18 protein-coding genes are annotated in these 18,644 nt (G+C 52.2%); 9 read left to right on the forward strand and 9 right to left on the reverse strand.

Going from position 1 to position 18,644, the window contains the following annotated elements; translation table 11 throughout:
• The first annotated feature begins 8 nt into the window (after nucleotides 1-8).
• Nucleotides 9-470, forward strand: coding sequence for a hypothetical protein (locus tag CEE36_05690; GenBank protein TKJ42976.1), 462 nt, complete (start codon nucleotides 9-11; stop codon nucleotides 468-470).
• Nucleotides 471-539: 69 nt separating this feature from the next.
• Here CEE36_05690 and CEE36_05695 read toward each other — a convergent pair whose 3' ends face one another.
• From CEE36_05695 to CEE36_05705, 3 genes are all read right to left on the reverse strand, one after another.
• The gene (locus tag CEE36_05695) at nucleotides 540-1,424 is read right to left on the reverse strand and encodes a hypothetical protein (GenBank protein ID TKJ42977.1); all 885 of its coding nucleotides are present in this window, start codon (nucleotides 1,422-1,424) and stop codon (nucleotides 540-542) included.
• 9 nt (nucleotides 1,425-1,433) lie between these two features.
• Nucleotides 1,434-2,180 (reverse strand): dolichyl-phosphate beta-D-mannosyltransferase, encoded by a 747-nt coding sequence (locus tag CEE36_05700; GenBank protein TKJ42978.1) that lies wholly within the window; start codon nucleotides 2,178-2,180, stop codon nucleotides 1,434-1,436.
• 151 nt (nucleotides 2,181-2,331) lie between these two features.
• Nucleotides 2,332-2,694, reverse strand: coding sequence for a hypothetical protein (locus tag CEE36_05705; protein ID TKJ42979.1), 363 nt, complete (start codon nucleotides 2,692-2,694; stop codon nucleotides 2,332-2,334).
• Nucleotides 2,695-3,371: 677 nt separating this feature from the next.
• Between CEE36_05705 and CEE36_05710 the strand changes: the two genes are divergently transcribed.
• Both CEE36_05710 and CEE36_05715 read left to right on the forward strand, forming a co-directional pair.
• Complete coding sequence (locus tag CEE36_05710; GenBank protein TKJ42980.1) at nucleotides 3,372-3,932, forward strand: hypothetical protein; 561 nt, start codon at nucleotides 3,372-3,374, stop codon at nucleotides 3,930-3,932.
• Nucleotides 3,933-4,317: 385 nt separating this feature from the next.
• Entirely contained in the window at nucleotides 4,318-5,655 is a 1,338-nt protein-coding gene (locus CEE36_05715) for a radical SAM protein (protein ID TKJ42981.1), read from the forward strand.
• 171 nt (nucleotides 5,656-5,826) lie between these two features.
• On the opposite strand, the gene CEE36_05720 is transcribed toward CEE36_05715, so the two are convergent.
• Entirely contained in the window at nucleotides 5,827-6,096 is a 270-nt protein-coding gene (locus CEE36_05720) for a hypothetical protein (GenBank protein ID TKJ42982.1), read from the reverse strand.
• A gap of 182 nt (nucleotides 6,097-6,278) precedes the next feature.
• A complete protein-coding gene (locus CEE36_05725) occupies nucleotides 6,279-6,704 on the reverse strand; it encodes a hypothetical protein (GenBank protein TKJ42983.1) in 426 nt (141 codons plus the stop codon).
• A 380-nt stretch (nucleotides 6,705-7,084) separates the two neighbouring features.
• Between CEE36_05725 and CEE36_05730 the strand changes: the two genes are divergently transcribed.
• The 5 genes from CEE36_05730 (at nucleotide 7,085) to CEE36_05750 (ending at nucleotide 10,647) form a co-directional block, all read left to right on the forward strand.
• A complete protein-coding gene (locus tag CEE36_05730; GenBank protein ID TKJ42984.1) occupies nucleotides 7,085-7,369 on the forward strand; it encodes a hypothetical protein in 285 nt (94 codons plus the stop codon).
• 27 nt (nucleotides 7,370-7,396) lie between these two features.
• A complete protein-coding gene (locus CEE36_05735; protein TKJ42985.1) occupies nucleotides 7,397-8,227 on the forward strand; it encodes a hypothetical protein in 831 nt (276 codons plus the stop codon).
• A gap of 75 nt (nucleotides 8,228-8,302) precedes the next feature.
• Entirely contained in the window at nucleotides 8,303-8,605 is a 303-nt protein-coding gene (locus tag CEE36_05740) for a hypothetical protein (protein TKJ42986.1), read from the forward strand.
• Between the two features lie 177 nt (nucleotides 8,606-8,782).
• A complete protein-coding gene (locus CEE36_05745; GenBank protein ID TKJ42987.1) occupies nucleotides 8,783-9,784 on the forward strand; it encodes a hypothetical protein in 1,002 nt (333 codons plus the stop codon).
• Between the two features lie 50 nt (nucleotides 9,785-9,834).
• Nucleotides 9,835-10,647, forward strand: coding sequence for a hypothetical protein (locus tag CEE36_05750; GenBank protein TKJ42988.1), 813 nt, complete (start codon nucleotides 9,835-9,837; stop codon nucleotides 10,645-10,647).
• Between the two features lie 333 nt (nucleotides 10,648-10,980).
• On the opposite strand, the gene CEE36_05755 is transcribed toward CEE36_05750, so the two are convergent.
• Nucleotides 10,981-12,279 carry a hypothetical protein gene (locus CEE36_05755; protein TKJ42989.1) on the reverse strand — a complete coding sequence of 433 codons (1,299 nt, stop codon included), beginning with the start codon at nucleotides 12,277-12,279 and terminating at the stop codon, nucleotides 10,981-10,983.
• A gap of 271 nt (nucleotides 12,280-12,550) precedes the next feature.
• Between CEE36_05755 and CEE36_05760 the strand changes: the two genes are divergently transcribed.
• Nucleotides 12,551-13,534, forward strand: a complete 984-nt coding sequence (locus tag CEE36_05760; GenBank protein ID TKJ42990.1) for a radical SAM protein — start codon at nucleotides 12,551-12,553, stop codon at nucleotides 13,532-13,534.
• Nucleotides 13,535-13,544: 10 nt separating this feature from the next.
• Here the strand turns inward: CEE36_05760 and CEE36_05765 are convergent, their stop codons facing one another.
• The 3 genes from CEE36_05765 to CEE36_05775 all read right to left on the reverse strand — a co-directional run bounded on the left by CEE36_05765 (nucleotide 13,545) and on the right by CEE36_05775 (nucleotide 18,574).
• Complete coding sequence (locus CEE36_05765) at nucleotides 13,545-13,751, reverse strand: hypothetical protein (GenBank protein TKJ42991.1); 207 nt, start codon at nucleotides 13,749-13,751, stop codon at nucleotides 13,545-13,547.
• Between the two features lie 95 nt (nucleotides 13,752-13,846).
• Nucleotides 13,847-15,214 carry a hypothetical protein gene (locus CEE36_05770; GenBank protein ID TKJ42992.1) on the reverse strand — a complete coding sequence of 456 codons (1,368 nt, stop codon included), beginning with the start codon at nucleotides 15,212-15,214 and terminating at the stop codon, nucleotides 13,847-13,849.
• A gap of 339 nt (nucleotides 15,215-15,553) precedes the next feature.
• Nucleotides 15,554-18,574 carry a hypothetical protein gene (locus tag CEE36_05775; protein ID TKJ42993.1) on the reverse strand — a complete coding sequence of 1,007 codons (3,021 nt, stop codon included), beginning with the start codon at nucleotides 18,572-18,574 and terminating at the stop codon, nucleotides 15,554-15,556.
• Between the last annotated feature and the right edge of the window lie 70 nt (nucleotides 18,575-18,644).

Genomic DNA, 18,644 nt, shown 5'->3' on the forward strand with positions numbered 1-18,644 from the left:
GAGGTTTAATGTTTGCTAAGACCTTCAAGCGTGGGCTCTTGCCTCCAGTTGTAGCTGTCCTGCTTGTCCTTGCGACTTTCTGCGAGGTGCCTGTCTACACCGACGACTACGAGCCTAACGATACCTTTGAGGATGCTGCACTTATCTCTCTTGGAACAATCACAGCAACCATAGAGCCTGAAGAGGACGAGGATTATTATCAAGTTAACATCGGTGGCGCGGACTCGCTTATGCTCATCTACCGGTTGACGGTTCCTTCCGTATTGATGCCTGAGATTACCTTCTACAGCTCCACGCAGAAATTTCTGGACAGAAATCGCGCGGATGCCGCCGGAGACACTATCCAGGACTCCCTGAGGGTTGCACCTGGCGAGGTTTTTGTGAGGATTCGTTCCTTCAACTACGAAGCATCGGAGGCAAGCTACACGCTGGTGCTTTCCACCTCAACCGCCGTAGCCCGGGGCAACTAAGTCTTAAAAAAGTTTAGTCTCCCTAAGACTAATTCTATAGGGTGGAAGGATCGCGGGTGTGTTTCAGAGCTATCTAGGAATACCTCTAACGGCCAGATGCGCTACGATGGAGAGTCCTGCTCCAAGCCAAAGAAGACCCTTAAGTATGGGGCCGGGATGCTTATGCTTGACGAGGTAGCGGTAGGCCCCCTTGTAGTGGTGCATCTTGACGTATGTGCGGTTTGTTCCCTGAATGTTCTCTCCGACATGGTGCAAGGCTACCTTGTAAGGAACGAACCAGGTCTCCCACCCTGAATTGGCCGCGCGTTTACAGAAATCCGTGTCCTCCACATAGAAGAAAAACCCTTCGTCGAACCCCTCCAGCTTGCGGAACACGTTGGCACGTACCATGAGGACCATACCGGCACATACCTCTACCTGTTGGGTTTTATTCAGATCGATATCCTTGCAGAGATAGTAACGACTCCACCGGTTGCCGGGGAATAGTTTGGTGAGGAGAGTGCGGCGTCCGAATAAGAAACTGGAGTAGTTTGGAAAACGGCGCAGTGTTTCCTGTATGAGACCGGTAGGATAAAGAATCCGCCCAGATGCAATAGCCCGACTTTTATCTGCAAGCAAAAACTTTACTACAGCGCGATAGCCTGCTTCAACGATCTCCGCGTCTTGGTTTAGGAACAAAAGCACCTTCCCGCGTGCGAGTTCGGCTCCCCTGTTGCATGCGTAGGCAAAGCCGGTGTTACGTCCAAGGAAGATAAAGCGTGCGCGTGGGAAGCGCTCTCGTGCCTCCTGCAGGCTTTCCTCTTTTGACCCGTTGTCAACCACGATTACCTCTGTCCCCTTGCGAGGGATTGAGGAAAGACATCGCTCAAGCAGTTTCCCGGGGTTATATGCAGGGATTATGACGGAGACAATTGGGGTGGGGTTCTTTCTAGATCGAGGAGTGCTGGCGGCCACGAGCTAACGTCATCTCCACAGGTTCCACAATCCCAAGCGGGGAACAAGGAAAAGCGCCTGCCAGATGATGCGTCTGCTAAGCTTGGAGACCCCAACGCGTCGGTCTTGGAAGATTATCGGGATCTCACGCACACGAAAACCGGCACGCCATACGCGGTAGTCTATCTCTATCTGGAATCCGTAGCCGTCTGCGGTGATATCATCGAGGTGGATGTGGCGGAACACCTCGGTTCGGTAGCACTTGTATCCTGCGGTCATATCCTTGATGGGTGTGCCCGTGCCGAAGCGGGCGTAGATGTTGGCGTAGTGGGACAGCAGCATCCGTTTGGGCGGCCAGTCTACTATCGCGCCGCCGGAGACGTAACGGGAGCCGATCACCAGATCAGCCCCACTCTCTAGCTCGGCCACGAACCGCGGGAGATCATGCGGATTGTGCGAGAAGTCGGCATCCATCTCGAACGCGTAGTCGTAGCCCCGATCAAGCGCCCAGCCGAACCCCAGGATGTATGCCGTACCCAAGCCCAGCTTGCTCTCGCGCTCCAGGAGGTGAAGCCCGGAGTCGTTCCTCATTTTTTCCTTCACCACCTCAGCCGTACCGTCAGGGGATGCATCGTCGATAACCAATACATCCGCCTGGGGCAGATTTTCGTGCACCGCATCGATTATCCCGTAGCGGGAAGGATCGCGCCTGCCGCCTGAGCGTGGAACGATGTTCTCACGCTCATTATAAGTAGGAATAATCACCACTCCTTGCATACTTAAATATTATATCCGAATCCAGTGGTTTTGTCAATTCTTAAGGGTGTGTTGCAATGGGAGGCATTCGGGATCTTCGTTTTCGGACGGACCTGGGCGAGGAGTATGATGGCTATGCGGAGCCCAGTCACAGGATGGATGATGAGTGCTTCTACCACTCCTGTAGCCCGGTGATCGTAAGGTTAGCTTGGAGTTCTGTCAACCGTTTGAGTGTATCGCGGATCGCCCAGCTCTCGCCCCACGGCATCTGGGTGTCAAAGATCACGTCTATCCTGCGTGGGGTACGCACCTTTGCGTATCTTTCCCAAAGCTCCTTTAAGGAGATTTCTTCGCCGTTCAGGCTGAGCCCTTGCGAGGCAACCTGGAGTGTATCTATTGCCTCAGGCGGCGCCACTTTCCTGCGCAGCAGATACAGGCTGAGAACAAGCCCGAGGATCACAACCAGCGATATAAGGATCGGCCTGGATAGGATCCTTGCGCGGGGCAGCCGATCGCGACGTCGTGGAATACTCACGAATAAATTATAGTCATAAATCGAAGCGGGTAAAGGGGGTATAATCTGTGCACCAGAAGATCCCTGCCGGGGTATGAGGTCAGGGGAGTTATTGAAAAAGCGCGACAACTTCTTGGCTGCAGAATGAATGCGCAGACAGACTTTTTTTACATATGGGCGGCAAGGGGGCAATCAATTCCCCATACGCGGATACTTTCTTTCAGCACGGTCAAAATCTTTGTGAGATTGCTTCCTCGCAACGACTGATTCCTCTTAAAGGATCACCCTGGCCGCCTACCCGACGGCCCCAGACGGTGGGATTAACAGGGCACGCTGTCCTGTCAAGGGAGGGGGAAATACATGTAAAGGCGGTCGGCTTACCATTCCCTTTCCTCGAAGGAAGAGAACAGGTTTCCCTGCCGTCTTCATCTTCTTTCTTCGATCGGGGGAGAGTAAATTCCTTGCCGTCTTCTCCCTTAGACAGGCTACGAACTGCCCCCGTCGGGTAGAATAAAAGAGAGGGTGACACCTTGCATCTTAGCTGTACGCACTTGGGTAAAGGCATTCCCCTTAGCCTCTACTGCCTAGTAACGATATATTAATCATAAACAGTATACCCCGATGACTTACGGGCTTGACAACTTGGCCGGTTTGCGTTATTATTTATGCTAGGCGATGATACTATTCTAGGAGGTTTAGTGGCAAGCGTTCGTGGAAGTGCCTTTGTAGCCATAAGCCAGTGGCTTTCCGGGCGTCTGAAGAGCGAAGGTTATAGAGGCTTTCTCTCTCAGATGCGGCCCCCTGTGGCGCGCGTGCTCTCCAAGGGCGAAGGATGGTCCTGGTATCCTCTGGAGTATCTGAGCGAGGTTTACGAGGGCATCGCAGTTCATCTGGGGAACGGCAACGGGAAGGTTCTGGAGAACTTAGGCAGCGCAATTGCGGATGCGGAGCTTGGTGGTGCTCCCAGGTCCCGTCTGGCGTTGATTCCCATGCCCCGGGTGGTGGCCCGTATCCCCTATCTGTGGTCAAGATTCAAGGACTGCGGGGAGTTTAAGGTCCTTTCTGTGGACGAGAGGCTCAGGCATGCGGTGCTGGTGATTTCGGGCTACGAGGGGGGCTCCCTGCACTGCTTCGTTACACGAACGTGGCTACAGCGGGTATGCGGACTTCTCAGCGGCTCGAAGGTCAAGGTAAGAGAGCGCTCCTGCCGCTGGGAAGAGGGGGGCGACGGATGCTGCTGGGAAGTCAGCTGGGAGTGAAGTATACCCCACGAATCTGATCTGCCGGCTTCGGAGAACCCTTGCCTTTAACCCTCAGGCAAAGCGTTTAGAAGTACCAGAAGGGGACTTCACAAAAGACCCTCTCAGAAGTCCTGGCCATTGTGAGCGGCGATCCATTACTGAAGCAATTATTGGCACCGGGTAACCTAGCGTCGTTCTATCGGAGCGTCCCCTTGACGCCTGGGGAGATTCGCCCCGCCCCCTCTCTAGGCATCGGGACATTAAACCTCAGACGGCTTGACAAACAAAGATATTTTGGTATTATCGACTGACATTAAGATTTGGGGCGTCTTTCCGAGGGCGATGAGAAAGGGGAGCGTATCGTCTAAGAGATAGGTTGGATAAGTATAAGGAGGAGGCTTTCATGAAAAGCCTTTCAACCAATCCCCGCGTGCTTTTATGCACCGTTTATCGCCGATTTCGCGGCGACTACATGGACATCGCAGGCAGAGCTGTCTACAGCCACCCCAGGGCAGGGATGGCGCTCAGGGTGAGCCCCGGATTACGTTTCATCAAGCAGAACGTTCCTGAAGTCGAGATCCTTGAGTACCCACTTTGGCACGAGTATGTAGAAAAGCTTAAGCAAGGTTGGGACGTAGTCGGATTCAGCTTCTTCCAGATCCATATCGGTGAGATCCGTAAGATGATAGAAGAGGCCCGACGGCACGGGGTTCGAGAAATCTGGGCAGGCGGCTACGGAGCGCTTGACAATGATATTCCCGGCTTGGTGGATCGCGTCTTTATCGGCCCTGGGGAGGATAGAATCGCCCAGGTCTTCGGCCATCGGGTCAAAGACGAAGATATCCAGCATCCGGTGATGATGGTTCATGTCTGTTTCGTCCTGGGCCTACGTCACGTTACGCTCGGACTGCTCTACACCACGCACGGCTGCCCCTTTCGGTGCACGTTTTGCCAGACTCAGGCTTTTGAATCCCGCCATTTCGTCATCAACTTCGAGAGCATCAAGCGAGTAGTAGCGTACTATCACAAGATAGGCATCAACGATATAGCCGTCATGGACGAGTTGTTCGGTACCCACCCCAAGTTCGCGGATAAACTCACCCGTCTTTTAGCTCACTACAAGATGCGTTGGTGGGTGCAATCGCGTGCTGCACTCTACCGGCGTTATCTGGATGTATGGTATGAACGCGGGCTGCGCATGCCAGCAATCGGCGTGGAGTCAATGACACAAAGTTCTCTCGACAGTGTAAAGAAGAGACATAAGATCGAAGAGGTCATAGAGTACGCCCGTCGTAGCCGAGAAAAGCCGGGCATGTTCCGGTTCGGTAACTGCATAATCGGATACGAGCACATGACCGCCGAGGAGTTAATCGACGATGTGATTCGCTTCAAACAGTTGGGGTTTGATGCCCACAACTTAAGTGTTCTCACCCCTTATCCTCGTACACCCTTGCGGGACGAGATTGTCTCCAAGTATGGGATTTTTGATCATGCCTATCGTCATTACGGTGGCATGCATTTGGTGTGGAACCATCCCCACATCTCATCTGTCCAAATGCGATACCTTTTAAAGTACTTCAAAGGCTTCCTTAACAGACCCGTTGACCTCTACCGGAAGGGTATTAAACGCCTCATCTTGGATGAGCTACGCCAGCAGGGGTCTGGCTTCCTGTGGCGTCATCTGATAAAAGGTCTTATAAGCTCCATGCGCATTGACGACCGCGCCCTGGTGTACTTTTGATCACCCCACACGTCTGCTGCGCAGCCGTGCGGGGGCCCCGAGGAAGTGCTCCTTTTGTCCCAAAAGACACCTGTGCCCCGGAGGGGTAAAAGATCGCAAATTAAGCTAAAGTCGCCCCCTACGACTTGACTATTACTCCGGTAAGCGTAGGATCCCCGCATGAGCGATCCTCTAGCGGGTTTTTGCGGGGACTACTGCGGGAAGTGTCCGAACTATCCTCGCAAGTGCGCCGGATGCATCCCGGAACAACATCAAGGCTGCCACTTTATCCAGTGCTGCCTGGCGAAAGGGATCGAGCACTGCGGGTTCTGCGAAGACCTGCCGTGCGCCAAACTTGCCCGCTTTATCCCCGATGATCGCCCTGGATGCCCGCCCGGCTATCACATCGAGAACCTCGTGGAACGAAGCCGCATCGGCACCGAAGCCTGGCTTGCAACACAACGAGCAAAATGGGGGAGCTGAGATTAAAACCTCCGGCTATGGAGCTCTCTAGCACCTCGGGATATCTCATGCACAGGCTGAAGCACCCGACTGGGGCACGCTGAGCCTGTGCTACATACTCATAGTTAACGTCATCGCGAGTGGTGTAGCCAAGCCCGATCTATTCCTGAAGGGAATGTTCCTTATGGTCCTTTAGGGTTGCCTTTGATTTCGTTGATCTCTGCTTGGGTAATTTCGCAGATTGCATCGAGTAAATAGATAAGTTTCGCTGAGTTTTCTTCCGTGTCGTATTCCAAGCTGATTCCATGAAGTATTTTGTCTCTATTAGGGAATGGAGGATTAATCTCGTCTGAAAATTTGCAGATTTCTTTTAAGGCGGTTTGAATCAAGTAGCTCTTGGTAATTTCGTTCACCAAACTTTCTAGTTCCATTTCTTCAAGAGGACCGATTGTATCGCGCCATTGGAGTTTTTGTTTCTTTTGCCTTATTTCGTTAAGCAGTTTGCGATCGTCTAAGTAGTCTAATAAAATCGCCTCCACATGAGGCAAAAATAAAAGCACAGATTCGATATATCTTTTTCGCCGGTGATGCTCGATCCCTTCTCCCAAAAACTTCATTCTTGGCTTGAAATATTTATTAGAAGCCCAGCGGGCCTGAACCTCATCCAGGATTTTTCGCAGGTACGAGCACAGCTGCCGAGAAAGGGTTTCAGGATCGTTAGTTGCCAGATGATATACACGGACTACATTCCCTGCGGTAAATTTAGTCCGTAGGGGCCGACCTCAAGGTCGGCCCGCATCATCTATACCTCCTTTCGAGTAGATTTTTACGTGAGGCAACGATCCAACTTCAAGTAGATTCTTAATGAGGCAATGCGGGGGGCTTGACAAGCCCCCTCTTTTTCCTATTATTAGGCATTGAAGTCGATCGAGCATAAAAACAAGTCTAAGGTGAAACTGTATAACCCAAAAACCGAGGAGGTTTTCCAATGAAGAAACTCTTCGCTATTCTGGCTATCGCCGGTCTTGTGATGGCTGCAGGCACAGTCCTGGGCTGCGGCAAGGTGGGCGGCGCTGCCGAGGTGATAACTGACCTGCAGGACAGGGTCGAGACCCTCGAGGCCGATGTTGAGGCTATCGCCGTAACCCTTACCGAGCTTCAGGACGAGTACGACGAGCACATGGAAGAGTTACATGGCAAGAAGCCGCCGGAGCGCAAACCGGTCACCACCGGCGGCGGCGCAAAGAGACCCATCCGGAAAGTGGTCAAGTAAAGCAATCAAAGCCAAGGAGGACTCATTATGAAGAAGGTATTGAGTTTAGCTCTGCTTGTAGCGGCTGGAGCGTTCATCATGTCCGTGGTGGGCTGCGGTCCGATCCCTGTAGTACCTACTCCTACAGGTTTTACAGGGGTGGCTACAGACGACGGAGCAGGCGTCAAGCTTAGCTGGAACACAGTGACCGTCGAAGGCGAAGACGTAACCTACACCGTCTCCTTCGAGGACACAGAGTTGCTGGATGAGATCACAGCCACTGAATACATCGATACCGATCCAGGCAAGGCAGGCAAGTATGAAATCATCGCGGTCGCAGGCGGCGAGGAAAGTGATCCTGCTGAATTCTCCACAGAACCCATAACAATAGAGACCAAAAGCGCTTGGGAACTTAACGGTCAGGGCAACAGCGGCATCACCTTCAATGTGATAGGTAAAACGATAGACCTTTACTCCATGGCTGTAACCTCTAATGACCTCGACAAAGTCGATTGCTACTTCAGCAATTGGGAGGCTGGCACTACCGAGTTCCCAGGACCTTACTATCTGGCAAGCCCTTCTGAAATAGTTGACGACCCGGGCAAGCTTGATTACGACTTCGACGCCTGGCGTGTGACGGGAATCAGCAATGCACTCGAGGGTGACATCGAAGCCATCGATACGGTTCCAGGGACTAAAGCACAGACTGGCGAAGAAAACTACTTTAACGTCACTGAAGTTACGATAAATTCGGCCTATGCTGTCTCCAACCAAGACGACTACTTCGGCATCATTGAGGTAACCAATATTGACGATGCAACAGGAGAGGTTTCCTTCAAGGCGACCTTCCAGCCGATTCAAGGACTTCGTCTGTTCTAAGGGTTAACTCCCTTACTCGTGAAATCCCGGAGGGAGAGGCTGTGCCTCTCCCTCCTTTAAGTTGAGAGGTTAACCGTGGTAAAGAAAATCCTTGTGGTCGGTTTGGTCCTGGCAGGTGTGGTTATATTAGCCGGATGCGTGCGCCGCCCAACCATCCGGGCCGACTACGGCCCTCGCTTGGACGAGATCGAGGCCCGCCTGGATAAGATAGAAGCAACCCTGGAGAATCTTCAGACCTTTAGTGCTGACATCTCCAAAGCCAACGCCAACGATGTGATTCTCCACGAGAATATGGAAGCGCTTTACTATGAGGTGGACGAACTCCGCGAGAAGATGGGTATGCCTTTATCCAAGCCGAGGCGCAAGCTGGTAAAGTAAACACATACTTAAACCGCCTCCGGCGGCCCAAGGTCTAATCATAGGCATAGAGAGAAATTCCAAGAAGGCCCCTGGCCTTCTTTTTATGGGCTTGACTTGAGGTGTTAGAGGAATAATCTAGAAGATGCTAAAGAAACCCCTTATCAATCCGACACTCACGCTGCGGAAAGGGGTTGAATGAAAGGCAATACCCTTCGAGGCTTGGTGCAGACCTCCGCCGCCCCGCGCAGAGCAGCTTACCGGATTCTAAAAAACCCATGGCTCAATCGCAACCCGATCTACCGCCGCGCCTACCGCAGACGAATCAAGCGCGTCATCCAGCGCTACAGCGACTTCCCCCGAACCGTATCCCTGGAGACCTCTGCATTCTGCAACGCCCGCTGCGTGATGTGCACCTATCCCGCTATGAAGCGAGCCAGGGGACGTATGTCTTGGAGTGTCTTTGCCGATGCCGTAGACGAGTGCGCCCGCTGCGGCCTCGAAACCCTATACCTTTCAGGATTCGGCGAGCCGCTCACCGATAATGAACTGGCCGCAAAGGTAGCCTACGCCCACTCCAAGGGGCTCTGGACCTCCATCGTCACCAACGCCTCGCTCCTGGATGAACGCCGCACAGCAGAACTCATCAATGCCGGGTTGGACGAGGTAAACGTCTCCATCGACGGCTTCAGCCCAGAGGTCTATAACAAGATCCGCATAGGGCTCGACTTCGATGTGGTGGCAGAAAACATCCGCAGGCTATCCCGACTCAAGCGCGGCGGCAAACCAGCATTGAACCTTGAGATGGTGTTGATCGGGTCAAACTGGGATCAGGTCGCCATTGCCCGCCGCGACTGGGGTGCAATTGTAGATTCAATCGTCGTCCGACAGCCCCAGGACTGGATCGGAGGAATAGAACTTGAGCCGGAGGTCTACACCCCGCATCGCGGTCGCAGGAGAAGGTTCTGGCCGCCGTGCATCTATCCCTTCACCCAGCTGAACGTCTACTGGGACGGCACGGTGCCCATCTGCTGTCTGGATTACGAGGCTGAGGGATGGGTAGGGCGTTTCGGTAAAAAGAGCCTCGTTGAGATATGGCAAGACCAGGCGATTAACCATTACCGCAAGCGTCACCTGGCCCAGGACGGACGCCTTCCATCACCCTGCAACCGCTGCTCCTACTTCTCGGTGTGGTGGTAAGGGCTTGACAAAAAAGTATTCAGGCCGACAATCCTCATAAGGAGGCATAAATGCATAAGAGCGTCAAGATAGTGTTTCTTGTCGTGGGAGCGATTTTTTTCCTCAGCGCTACCTTCGACGTAGCTCCCGACATAGCCAATATCTCGGTCGTAGCCCTGTCGGGTGGCGATGGAGTCAAGGTCAGTTGGAGTTCAATTGCTCCCTATAGTTCAGGCTGCTGGGGGAAAACCGAGGATTGGCTCTACGCCCTGTACCTGGACGACGAACTGGTTGCAGACTCGCTGGAGGAAACCGAGTACGACCTGTATGAGTACGGTCATATAATAGAAGTAGTTGGTTTTGGCTCCGCAGGGGAAACCGATCCGGCCAAAATCTCCGTCGCGCCCATAGATGTTGTCACCCTTGAGGTCTGGGAACTCAACGGCGAAGGAGCAAGCGGGGTAGGATTCGATCCGGCTGCCAAGTCAATAGCTATCTACATGATGACAGACTCGACCAACCGCGATGACATAGACTGCTACTTCACCAACTGGGTTGATTTCTCCGGCGGGTTCGGAGGACTGTACTATCTGGCGAGTGCAAATCGGGTTATCTATGATCCAGGCTATTCAGGAGGTGTCACCGGCTGGCGCTCAACAGGTATAACCGAGGCGCTGGATGTATCGGGTATCGAAGACGTAGAGGTAGTTCCGGCGCTGGGCTACGCGAGTGTCGCTGATTCCGTGCAGGCAGGCGAGACCTACGCCATACTTACCCAGGACGGCTACTACGGGCTTATCCAGGTGATAAACATCGATACAATCAACGGACAGATTGACATCAAAGCAACCTTCCAACCGATACAGCAGCTGCGCTGGATGTAGGTCACGGAAAATCAGGATACTGCCTGACTCAGAGGCGAATAATGAGGGATGGGAGAGACCACCTCGGCGACGAGCTGAAAGCGCCTGCGAAAGGAGCTGGGGGATGAACCACCCCACGCGTCGGGAATAATGTGGAACGGACTCTCCAGTCCGTTACCGCCAAGATGGGTAATCATCGCGGCCAAGATAGCAAGGGAACTGGGGGGGGGAATAAACCACAGATTTCACAGATTACGCAGATATAATAGGGGCCGACCTTTCCCTTTGTCATTGCGAGGAGCGAAGCTCCGAAGCAATCTCATGGCACATCGAAATAAAATGGGTACAATGGAATTAAAACCAAGTTTTGAAAATTTCGTAGATTCGATTAACTACCCAAAGGGGTATAAATCCTTCAGTTGGATCCAACAGAAGTGGGAGTACCCCACCTTTGTCCTGTATCAGAGGTAACTGGAATCGCTTACTTAGAGCAATGGTATACCAGAGACATACACCAAAGCATTGATCCTCCGTGAATTTGACAAATTCCCCTCCGCTATCACTTACAGGGAGAGGAATCATACCGTTCATTTTTGTTAAAAATGAAAGCCACTCCTTTCGCATATTGCCCTCAAAGAACCCGGTGGGATGTTTGAATCCAAAGCTCATACTTTCTAAAGGTCGGATTTTGATGATCTGCAGAAAGGTTGTCATCGTTCTGTGCACTATCCTGGGGTTTATCTCTCCTGTCATAGACCAAAGATTTGCGAGCGCACGTAGGAAGTACATATTCTCGTTGCGACGCAACCAATCAGAATACGGTAAATAAGTCGCTAGGCACTTCTCGATTGTTCCTTTTCCAAGTCGATACGCATGTCTAATGATTTTATCTAGATATTGATGTCCCCAGTGGTATTGATAATGTATATTTAGCATATTAGCAAATACTTCATCATCAATACCTAAAACAGTCACTACCCTCGATAAGTAAAGAAAATTCTTTAACTGATCAAGCAATAAAATTGCCCGATCAGGAAGACACCGATCCAAATCGTCAACGACCAGGATTAAAGTCTCGTCTTTTTTCAACAGGCTGTCAATCGCCTTGCAAAGATTGGTTCGGGTTTCCTCCACCGCATCGATCTGTTTCTTTTGTTCTCCTTCGATTAACTCCAGAGCTTCTTTATAGAATTTCTTAGCATCTTCTGTCACTTTACCGATTCCCAGCAATGATGTTCCCGCGTCAACAACAAGTCGTAAGGCCGCGATCGCACCTGCGGTAAACTTAACACCTATCTCTGTGAGAGTTGTATTATCTTGAGGCGCAATCTCTTTTTCTATCTTCCTCAACAAACCCAGGAATAGCTGTTCCTTATCTGCATGATCATACCACCAAGGGTCAAACCAAACGGTTTTGTAACCATTACGTGCCTTAAGGCAATCCTGAATTGCACGCATCATTGATGTTTTACCACTACCCCAACGACCGTAAACCCCATAGATAAGTGGCGTTCCAAATGCTTCAATATCGGTAACAATATTCTCCGCAACTCCTTTGAACCCCAGCTTATCCCATTCTTCCCAGTTGAATTTAGGGTCTTCAAAATCAGGCTCTTCAGGCGGAAAAACTGATTTCTCTTCTTGCTCATTCATTCAATCCTCCTCGGTTTGGTTATATGATAATGAAATTTCAAAAAAGTCAAGCTATCCGGCGCAGGTTGGTTATGGAACCTCGGAACAATGTCCAGCTTTTTTTACCCCAGATGTCCGCTTCGTGTACGCCCGGGGACCCATACGGTTCGCCGTCAGCCGTGAGCTGTCATTTGTCCAACTTTTGTCTACCTTCTGACCACCTTTTGTCCAGTTTTTGTCCATAAAACCTGCAGCCCCTTGACCCCCTTCTATAAATGAATAAAATTCCCGAATGAGCGATAGTTTTCCCCGCTACCTTGGCCTGGTGCGCTCCGGCGAGCTGGACGAACGAATCAGACGAGCGTGGCAACTCGCGGAAAACTGTAACTTATGCCCACGCGCCTGCGGGATCAGGCGACTTGAGGGCGAGAAGGGGGTCTGCAAGGCTGGTGACGTGCTGCGGGTCTCCTCGTTCATCAGACACCTTGGCGAGGAGCCGGTGCTTTCCGGCTGGCGCGGATCCGGAACGGTCTTCTTCTCACACTGCTCGCTGCGCTGCCGATACTGCCAGAACTGGCAGCTGAGCCTGGAGGGTGAGGGCGTGAATATATCCATTGAGGACTTCGCAAAGGGGATGCTTAAGCTCCAGAAAGCCGGCGTTCACAACATCAACTGGGTCACGCCATCACACTATCTACCCTGGCTTCTTGAGGGTCTTAAGATCGCTGCCGAGCAAGGCCTTCGCCTGCCCCTGGTTTACAACTGCGGGGGATACGAGTCGCTTGAGGCTTTAAGGCTTCTGGACGGGATCGTAGACATCTACCTCCCAGACGCAAAGTACGCTGATTCAGAGCTTGCAAAGAAGCTGTCAGGAGCGCAGGACTATCCCGAGGTAAACCGTGCCGCCCTTGCTGAGATGTGGCGGCAGGTGGGCGATCTTGAGACCGATGATGAGGGGGAGGAGGGCGTCGCGCGTAAGGGGTTGATCGTGCGACACTTGATGATTCCAGGCGAGACCGAGAACACGAGAGGTGTGTTACGGGTGTTAGCCGAAACCGCTGGAGTTCAGGTGGCTATCTCACTCATGGGTCAGTACTTCCCGACCTGGAGGATGAAGGGTACGCCTTACGATCGTACCATCACCCGTGCCGAGTATCAGGAAGCCGCCTCCTACATGTTCGATTTAGGCTTTTCCAACGGCTGGGTGCAGGAGAGGCTGGGGGTGGAGTTAAGACATCGTCCGGATTTCCGCCGGGATGAGAAGGAGATACGATAAAGAGATTCCTTTACCTCAGCATCGCCAGCCTTACCGTTTCTTCGTATCCGTCCACTGTGAACCGCATGAAGTAGACGCCGCTGGATACGCTCTGTCCCTTATTGTCTCTGCCCTCCCAGGTTGCGGTGTGGGTACCTGCGGGCTGATAACCGTCAACGAGCCTGCGAACCTTCCGGCCAAGCGGGTCGTAAGGCACTATACTAACGTCGCTTGCCATAGGGAGTTGTATTTGATGGAGGTTTTCTCTCCGAAGGGGTGAGGGGAGCTTTGGTAAAGGAGAAAGGAGTTGGAGGTAGCTGCAAAATCGCCACTTTAGCCGCCGTCTTTGCCTTTGTCGATAATCTCAACGGTGTCGCTCCCCGCAAAGAGTTTACCGTTTAGAAGTTTCCCGCCTACCGTGAGTTCCACCACGTCGCCGTCGCCATAGCCCATGGATTTAAGGATATCAATCAGCTTCTCGCGGTCGAACTTCACCATGAGATCGGCAATTCCATCCTCGTCATAATCACCTATCTCGGTTGGGCCTTCTCGGTACAGCAGGGGATCGAGCTTCTCGCCGTCAATCCTGGTGATAGCCACGGTGCTTGTATTAATATCTTCAACCGAGTAGTCTGGGGGAAGCTCGATGTAGCAGGTCACCCACTTCCCTTTGCTGGCAAAGTTGAGCTTGTCAGGATCAAAGTCTATTGTGGCTTCGATAACAGGCACCTGATACTCAAAGGCGCCCATGTCAACGACAGCAATAATTCTGGGATTGCCGTCGAAATCAACCCCCTGCAATCCATGGGCGTTGTTATCTCCCGTATCTATACAGGGTGAACCAGGCTGCAGGTGATAGTCTCCGGCTGTCGGGTCCACAAACAACGGGTCTGCGGAGATACATCCGGTTCCTGGGCCACAACGGTAATAGTTCTGAGGAGCGTTGCCCCATACGTCATTATAGGTAATGGTCGGAGAGGAGGTGTGGCAGTAGATCCCGCCGCCGTAGTAGCGAGCGCTATTCCCGGTTACGGTGTTGTTGGTGATGGTCGCATTGGAGCTATACCAGCAGCCGATCCCGCCGCCGTAGGTAGAGCTATTCCCGGTTACGGTGTTGTTGGTGATGATCGGGGAGGAACCATATACGCAGCCGATCCCGCCGCCGAAGATGGCACTGTTCCCGGTTACGACGTTGTTGGTGATGATCTGAAAAGAGGAGTGGTCGCAGTCGATCCCGCCTCCGTCCCAGTAAGCGCTATTCCCGGTTACCACGTTGTTGGCGATGGTTAGAGCAGAGGAACCTGCGCAAACGATTCCGCCGCCGTTGCCGCGAATGTTTCCGTTGGTGATGGTGAACCCTTCTACTCTGGTGAAGGTATCGCTTATCCCGGAGCAGTATATTACCCTGTTCGTTCGCTCTGCATCCAGGGTGCAGACAGCGGCTCCTGCGCCGATCAGCCGGACACCGTTCTTCATCCTTATGGGAAACGACTCACCGTTGGTTGAAGGTGCGTATCGACCTCCGGCCACCATAACGGTATCACCTGAGCTTGCCGCGTCTATCGCCTGTTGTACCTTGGGATAGTCTGCAGGGACCCGGATCACCGTTGCACCAGCGCTCCCTACGGTAAGAACAAGAGCGGCAAACACAACGGTCATCACACTCAACCTGCTCCAAGGCAACATGACTTTTCTCTCCATCTTTGCCTCCTATGGTTTTAGGTTTTGTAAGGACACTAGGACACCCTTAAGCGTCACCAGACTTAGATCAAAAAGAGGGAAGTGTATGCGCTTGAAGCGCCCTTCTGCCCAAACATAGTTTATTTATACTCAAAATTTCACATTTGTCAAGAGGGTTCACTTAAATGCATTCAATGGAATTGAGGGAGGTTTACACGCTGCGCCACCGCCCGGACTTCCCGCGTGAGAATAAAACGAGATAAAAGAAGGGGCTTATACGTAAAATTCTAAGTTTGTCAAGTGGGGCTAGTAATAAAAGAGGGTCGGCATCGCCGCCCCTGGATTGTTTAGATTCCGGGTTTATCGAAGCAAGAGCATCTTCTTCGTCTGTTTTTGGTCGCCTGTCTTAAGCATGTAGAAGTAGACACCGCTTGCTACGCTCTGGCCTTGTTCGTCCCTGCCGTCCCAGAACACCGAATGAGCGCCTGCATCCTGAGGGCCACTAGCAAGGGTCTTTACAAGCTTGCCCGAGACGTCGTATACTTTAAGCGTGGCAGAACTGACTCCCTTGGGCAGGAAGTAGCATATCTCGGTGGCATCCGCCCATGGGTTCGGCCAGTTCTGCTCTAGCACCAAGCTACCTATCTCTTCGGAAGAGGTAAGCGAGAGCGGCCCAAGAAGAACCTCAGATTCATCTGCCATGGCTAAGCCGAGCTTATACTGGTAGTCTGCTCCCGCCGCAACATCGTAGTCCGTATACTCGGTGAAGTTCATGAGGTCGGCGTTGAGCTTGGTGAACTCCTCGGATTCCGCGCGATAGAGGTTGAAGCCCTGTTCGCCGAACCCGAAGTTGGGCCAGTACAGACGATTGCCGGAGGCCAGAGGCTCACCGCCGAAGCTGGAAGGCTTACCGCCGCCCTTGGGAGGAACAACGTTTACCTTAAGGGTGAACTCGTCAGCGTCCGTAGAGCCGTCCTCAGCTGCTCCGATAGCGGTAACCTTGCCCACGTGGGTCTCAAAATGGGCGTTATTCGGGATATAGGCCTGCACGATGTTCTGAGCGCCAGCGCCCAGACCAAGCCAGTTTACTCCAGCAAGGTCAGGATTGATGTTTGCCGCAGGAATCATCCATGCGCCGCCGTAGGTGGAAAGGTCTGTGCATGAGTAGGAAAGATCAAGGTCGACGTTGCCCGGGCCGTCGTAAACGTCAAAGTTAATCTCACGTTCGTCGGGATTCACCATCACGTAGGAGCCGACCACGATGGAGTTGGCAACACCGGTAAGCTCCATGGTGTTGGCGGAGAGGTTGCCCACGTAGTCCTGGATGTCCAGATCAGGCACCGCCTTGCGTGCAGCTACAATCTTGGAGATAGTGTCGTTTTCAGGTGTGAGGTCCTTGGGATGCAGGGTGGTGACGGTCATGAGGTAGTCGAACTCGTCCACTGCCCCGGCTGACCAGTTGGCAAAGCTTACCAAGACTGTGTCACCACCACCAAGATCGGTTACAGTGACTACGTCGGAGTAGATGATGGTACCTGCCGAGTCGAATTCACAGCGTGCATCGAAGGTTTCGGGGTCTTCCCAAAGGTTAGCTACTATTGCTCGTGGGATATGTGGGCATCTGGCCCACACGAAATCAGGCGGAGTTATTATTGCAACTGGTGCAACGTCGCGGGGCGGCCAGACAGCGGTCACCGTCTTTGAGATCGCATCGTTATCCGGCTCGCCGTCATCCTCGGCTGCGGCAAAAACAGTCATGGTGTAGGTGATGCCGTCAGCGTAGCCTGATGTCCAGTCAGTGAACGAAACCTGGGTTGTATCCCCGCCACCCAGACCAACAACCTCAACCGTATCGCAGTAAACCAGAACTCCTGAAGAGTCGAACTCGCAGATCACCGGGAAATCAACCGGGTCTCCTTCATGGTTGGTGACTGTGGCCTGGGGGGTGTAGGTGCGAGCGGACAAAACGGTATCTGCAGGCGAGTCGATGGAAACGATATCAATGTCGGTGAGAATCTGGCTGTACCTGATTGTAACGAAATCGTAACTACTGTAATCATTCCCAGAAGCTGTGCTGTTGCCGGTGATAAAAACATTTTTTCTTTTGTCTACGGCAAGTGCGTAAGCATGATCCTGGCAATTCGTAGGCCTGTCATGTGCCATTTGCCATTGTTCAGTTCCTTCCGAGTCGTACTTGATAGTCATACAGTCATACTGGTCGGAGGATGAGTATATACTGTGACCAGTTACGTAAACATCATCATCCTTATCCAAGGCTATGTCGTAGGCAGCATCATGGCTGTTCTGTGGACCATTGTAGCGATTGACCCACAACTCCGTACCGCTTAAGTCATATTTGATGGTTATCATGTCCCAAGAACTTTGTGTGCCTTTCCCGTATCCTGTCACGTAAACGTTTCCGGCCTTGTCAACTGCTAACCCGCTGGCATAGTCGTAGTCGTTTGCAGGGCCATTATAGCGCTCTATCCATTTTTGATTGCCCAAAGAATCGTACTTTACGGTCGCAAAGTCATAACCACTAGACGGCCCTCTACTGCATCCGGTAACATAAACGTTACCAGAAGTATCGACCTTCAGGTCATAAGGCTCATCGCGTTCGTAATAATCATAATTTTTGGCCCATTGCAGTTCTCCGTTTGAATTGTACTTGAGGGTTACGTAATCAATATCGGGGAAGTAGGAAGAGTACTCACTACGACCGGTTACGTAAACATTTCCCATTTCGTCAACTTCTACTAGTTTACCCACATCATCCTCGTGTAGGGGACCGTCGTAGCGGGCTACCCATTGCTCAACACCGTTCGAATCGTACTTTATAGTTGCATAGTCATATCCGGTGCTCCGACCATTCGAGCTTTGACCGGTAACGTATAAGTTGCCTTGGTCATCAAGGACTATGTCATTACTGAAGTCAACGTTGTAAGGACCATCGTATGTAGCAACCCACTGCTGGACACCGTCGGTGTTGTATTTGATGGTTACGTAATTCCAGTCATATTCGCTCTGACCGCTATGACTTCTGCCTGTAACGTAAACATTGCCAGTCGCATCCACAGCCAAAGCAGAGGCGCGATCACCCAGATTTGCCGGACCGTCATAGGTAGCTGTCCACAATCTGACTCCGTTGCGATTGTACTTGATGGTTACGATATCCTCATTTTGGTAGCCAGAAGAACTTGATGTTTTGCTGTACCCAGTTACATAGATATTCCCATTGGTGTCCACTGCTACGTCTATACCATAATCGGCGTATCCGTAAGCATCGTAGTAAGATGCCCACTCTTCGGCGACCTGGGCAGTTGCGCCCGCTGCCGCAACGAGCAGCAGCACCATCGCTAAAAGCGACGTTAAGCGTTTCATTGAAACCTCCTTTGCTTGTTTACTTCTCCAGAGGGGCAGCAAACCCGCCCCTCTGGTCAAAAGGTTATCT

The sequence above is a fragment of the candidate division TA06 bacterium B3_TA06 genome (genome assembly GCA_005223075.1).
Lineage (GTDB): Bacteria > Hydrothermota > Tepidihabitantia > B3-TA06 > B3-TA06 > B3-TA06.

Coding starts and splice junctions, on each gene's coding strand:
- CEE36_05715 (TKJ42981.1), top strand. CDS start 4,318: ATGAAAAGCCTTTCAACCAATCCCCGCGTGCTTTTATGCACCGTTTAT.
- CEE36_05730 (TKJ42984.1), top strand. CDS start 7,085: ATGAAGAAACTCTTCGCTATTCTGGCTATCGCCGGTCTTGTGATGGCT.
- CEE36_05775 (TKJ42993.1), bottom strand. CDS start 18,574: ATGAAACGCTTAACGTCGCTTTTAGCGATGGTGCTGCTGCTCGTTGCG.
- CEE36_05700 (TKJ42978.1), bottom strand. CDS start 2,180: ATGCAAGGAGTGGTGATTATTCCTACTTATAATGAGCGTGAGAACATC.
- CEE36_05690 (TKJ42976.1), top strand. CDS start 9: ATGTTTGCTAAGACCTTCAAGCGTGGGCTCTTGCCTCCAGTTGTAGCT.
- CEE36_05755 (TKJ42989.1), bottom strand. CDS start 12,279: ATGAATGAGCAAGAAGAGAAATCAGTTTTTCCGCCTGAAGAGCCTGAT.
- CEE36_05735 (TKJ42985.1), top strand. CDS start 7,397: ATGAAGAAGGTATTGAGTTTAGCTCTGCTTGTAGCGGCTGGAGCGTTC.
- CEE36_05745 (TKJ42987.1), top strand. CDS start 8,783: ATGAAAGGCAATACCCTTCGAGGCTTGGTGCAGACCTCCGCCGCCCCG.
- CEE36_05770 (TKJ42992.1), bottom strand. CDS start 15,214: ATGGAGAGAAAAGTCATGTTGCCTTGGAGCAGGTTGAGTGTGATGACC.
- CEE36_05750 (TKJ42988.1), top strand. CDS start 9,835: ATGCATAAGAGCGTCAAGATAGTGTTTCTTGTCGTGGGAGCGATTTTT.
- CEE36_05765 (TKJ42991.1), bottom strand. CDS start 13,751: ATGGCAAGCGACGTTAGTATAGTGCCTTACGACCCGCTTGGCCGGAAG.
- CEE36_05760 (TKJ42990.1), top strand. CDS start 12,551: ATGAGCGATAGTTTTCCCCGCTACCTTGGCCTGGTGCGCTCCGGCGAG.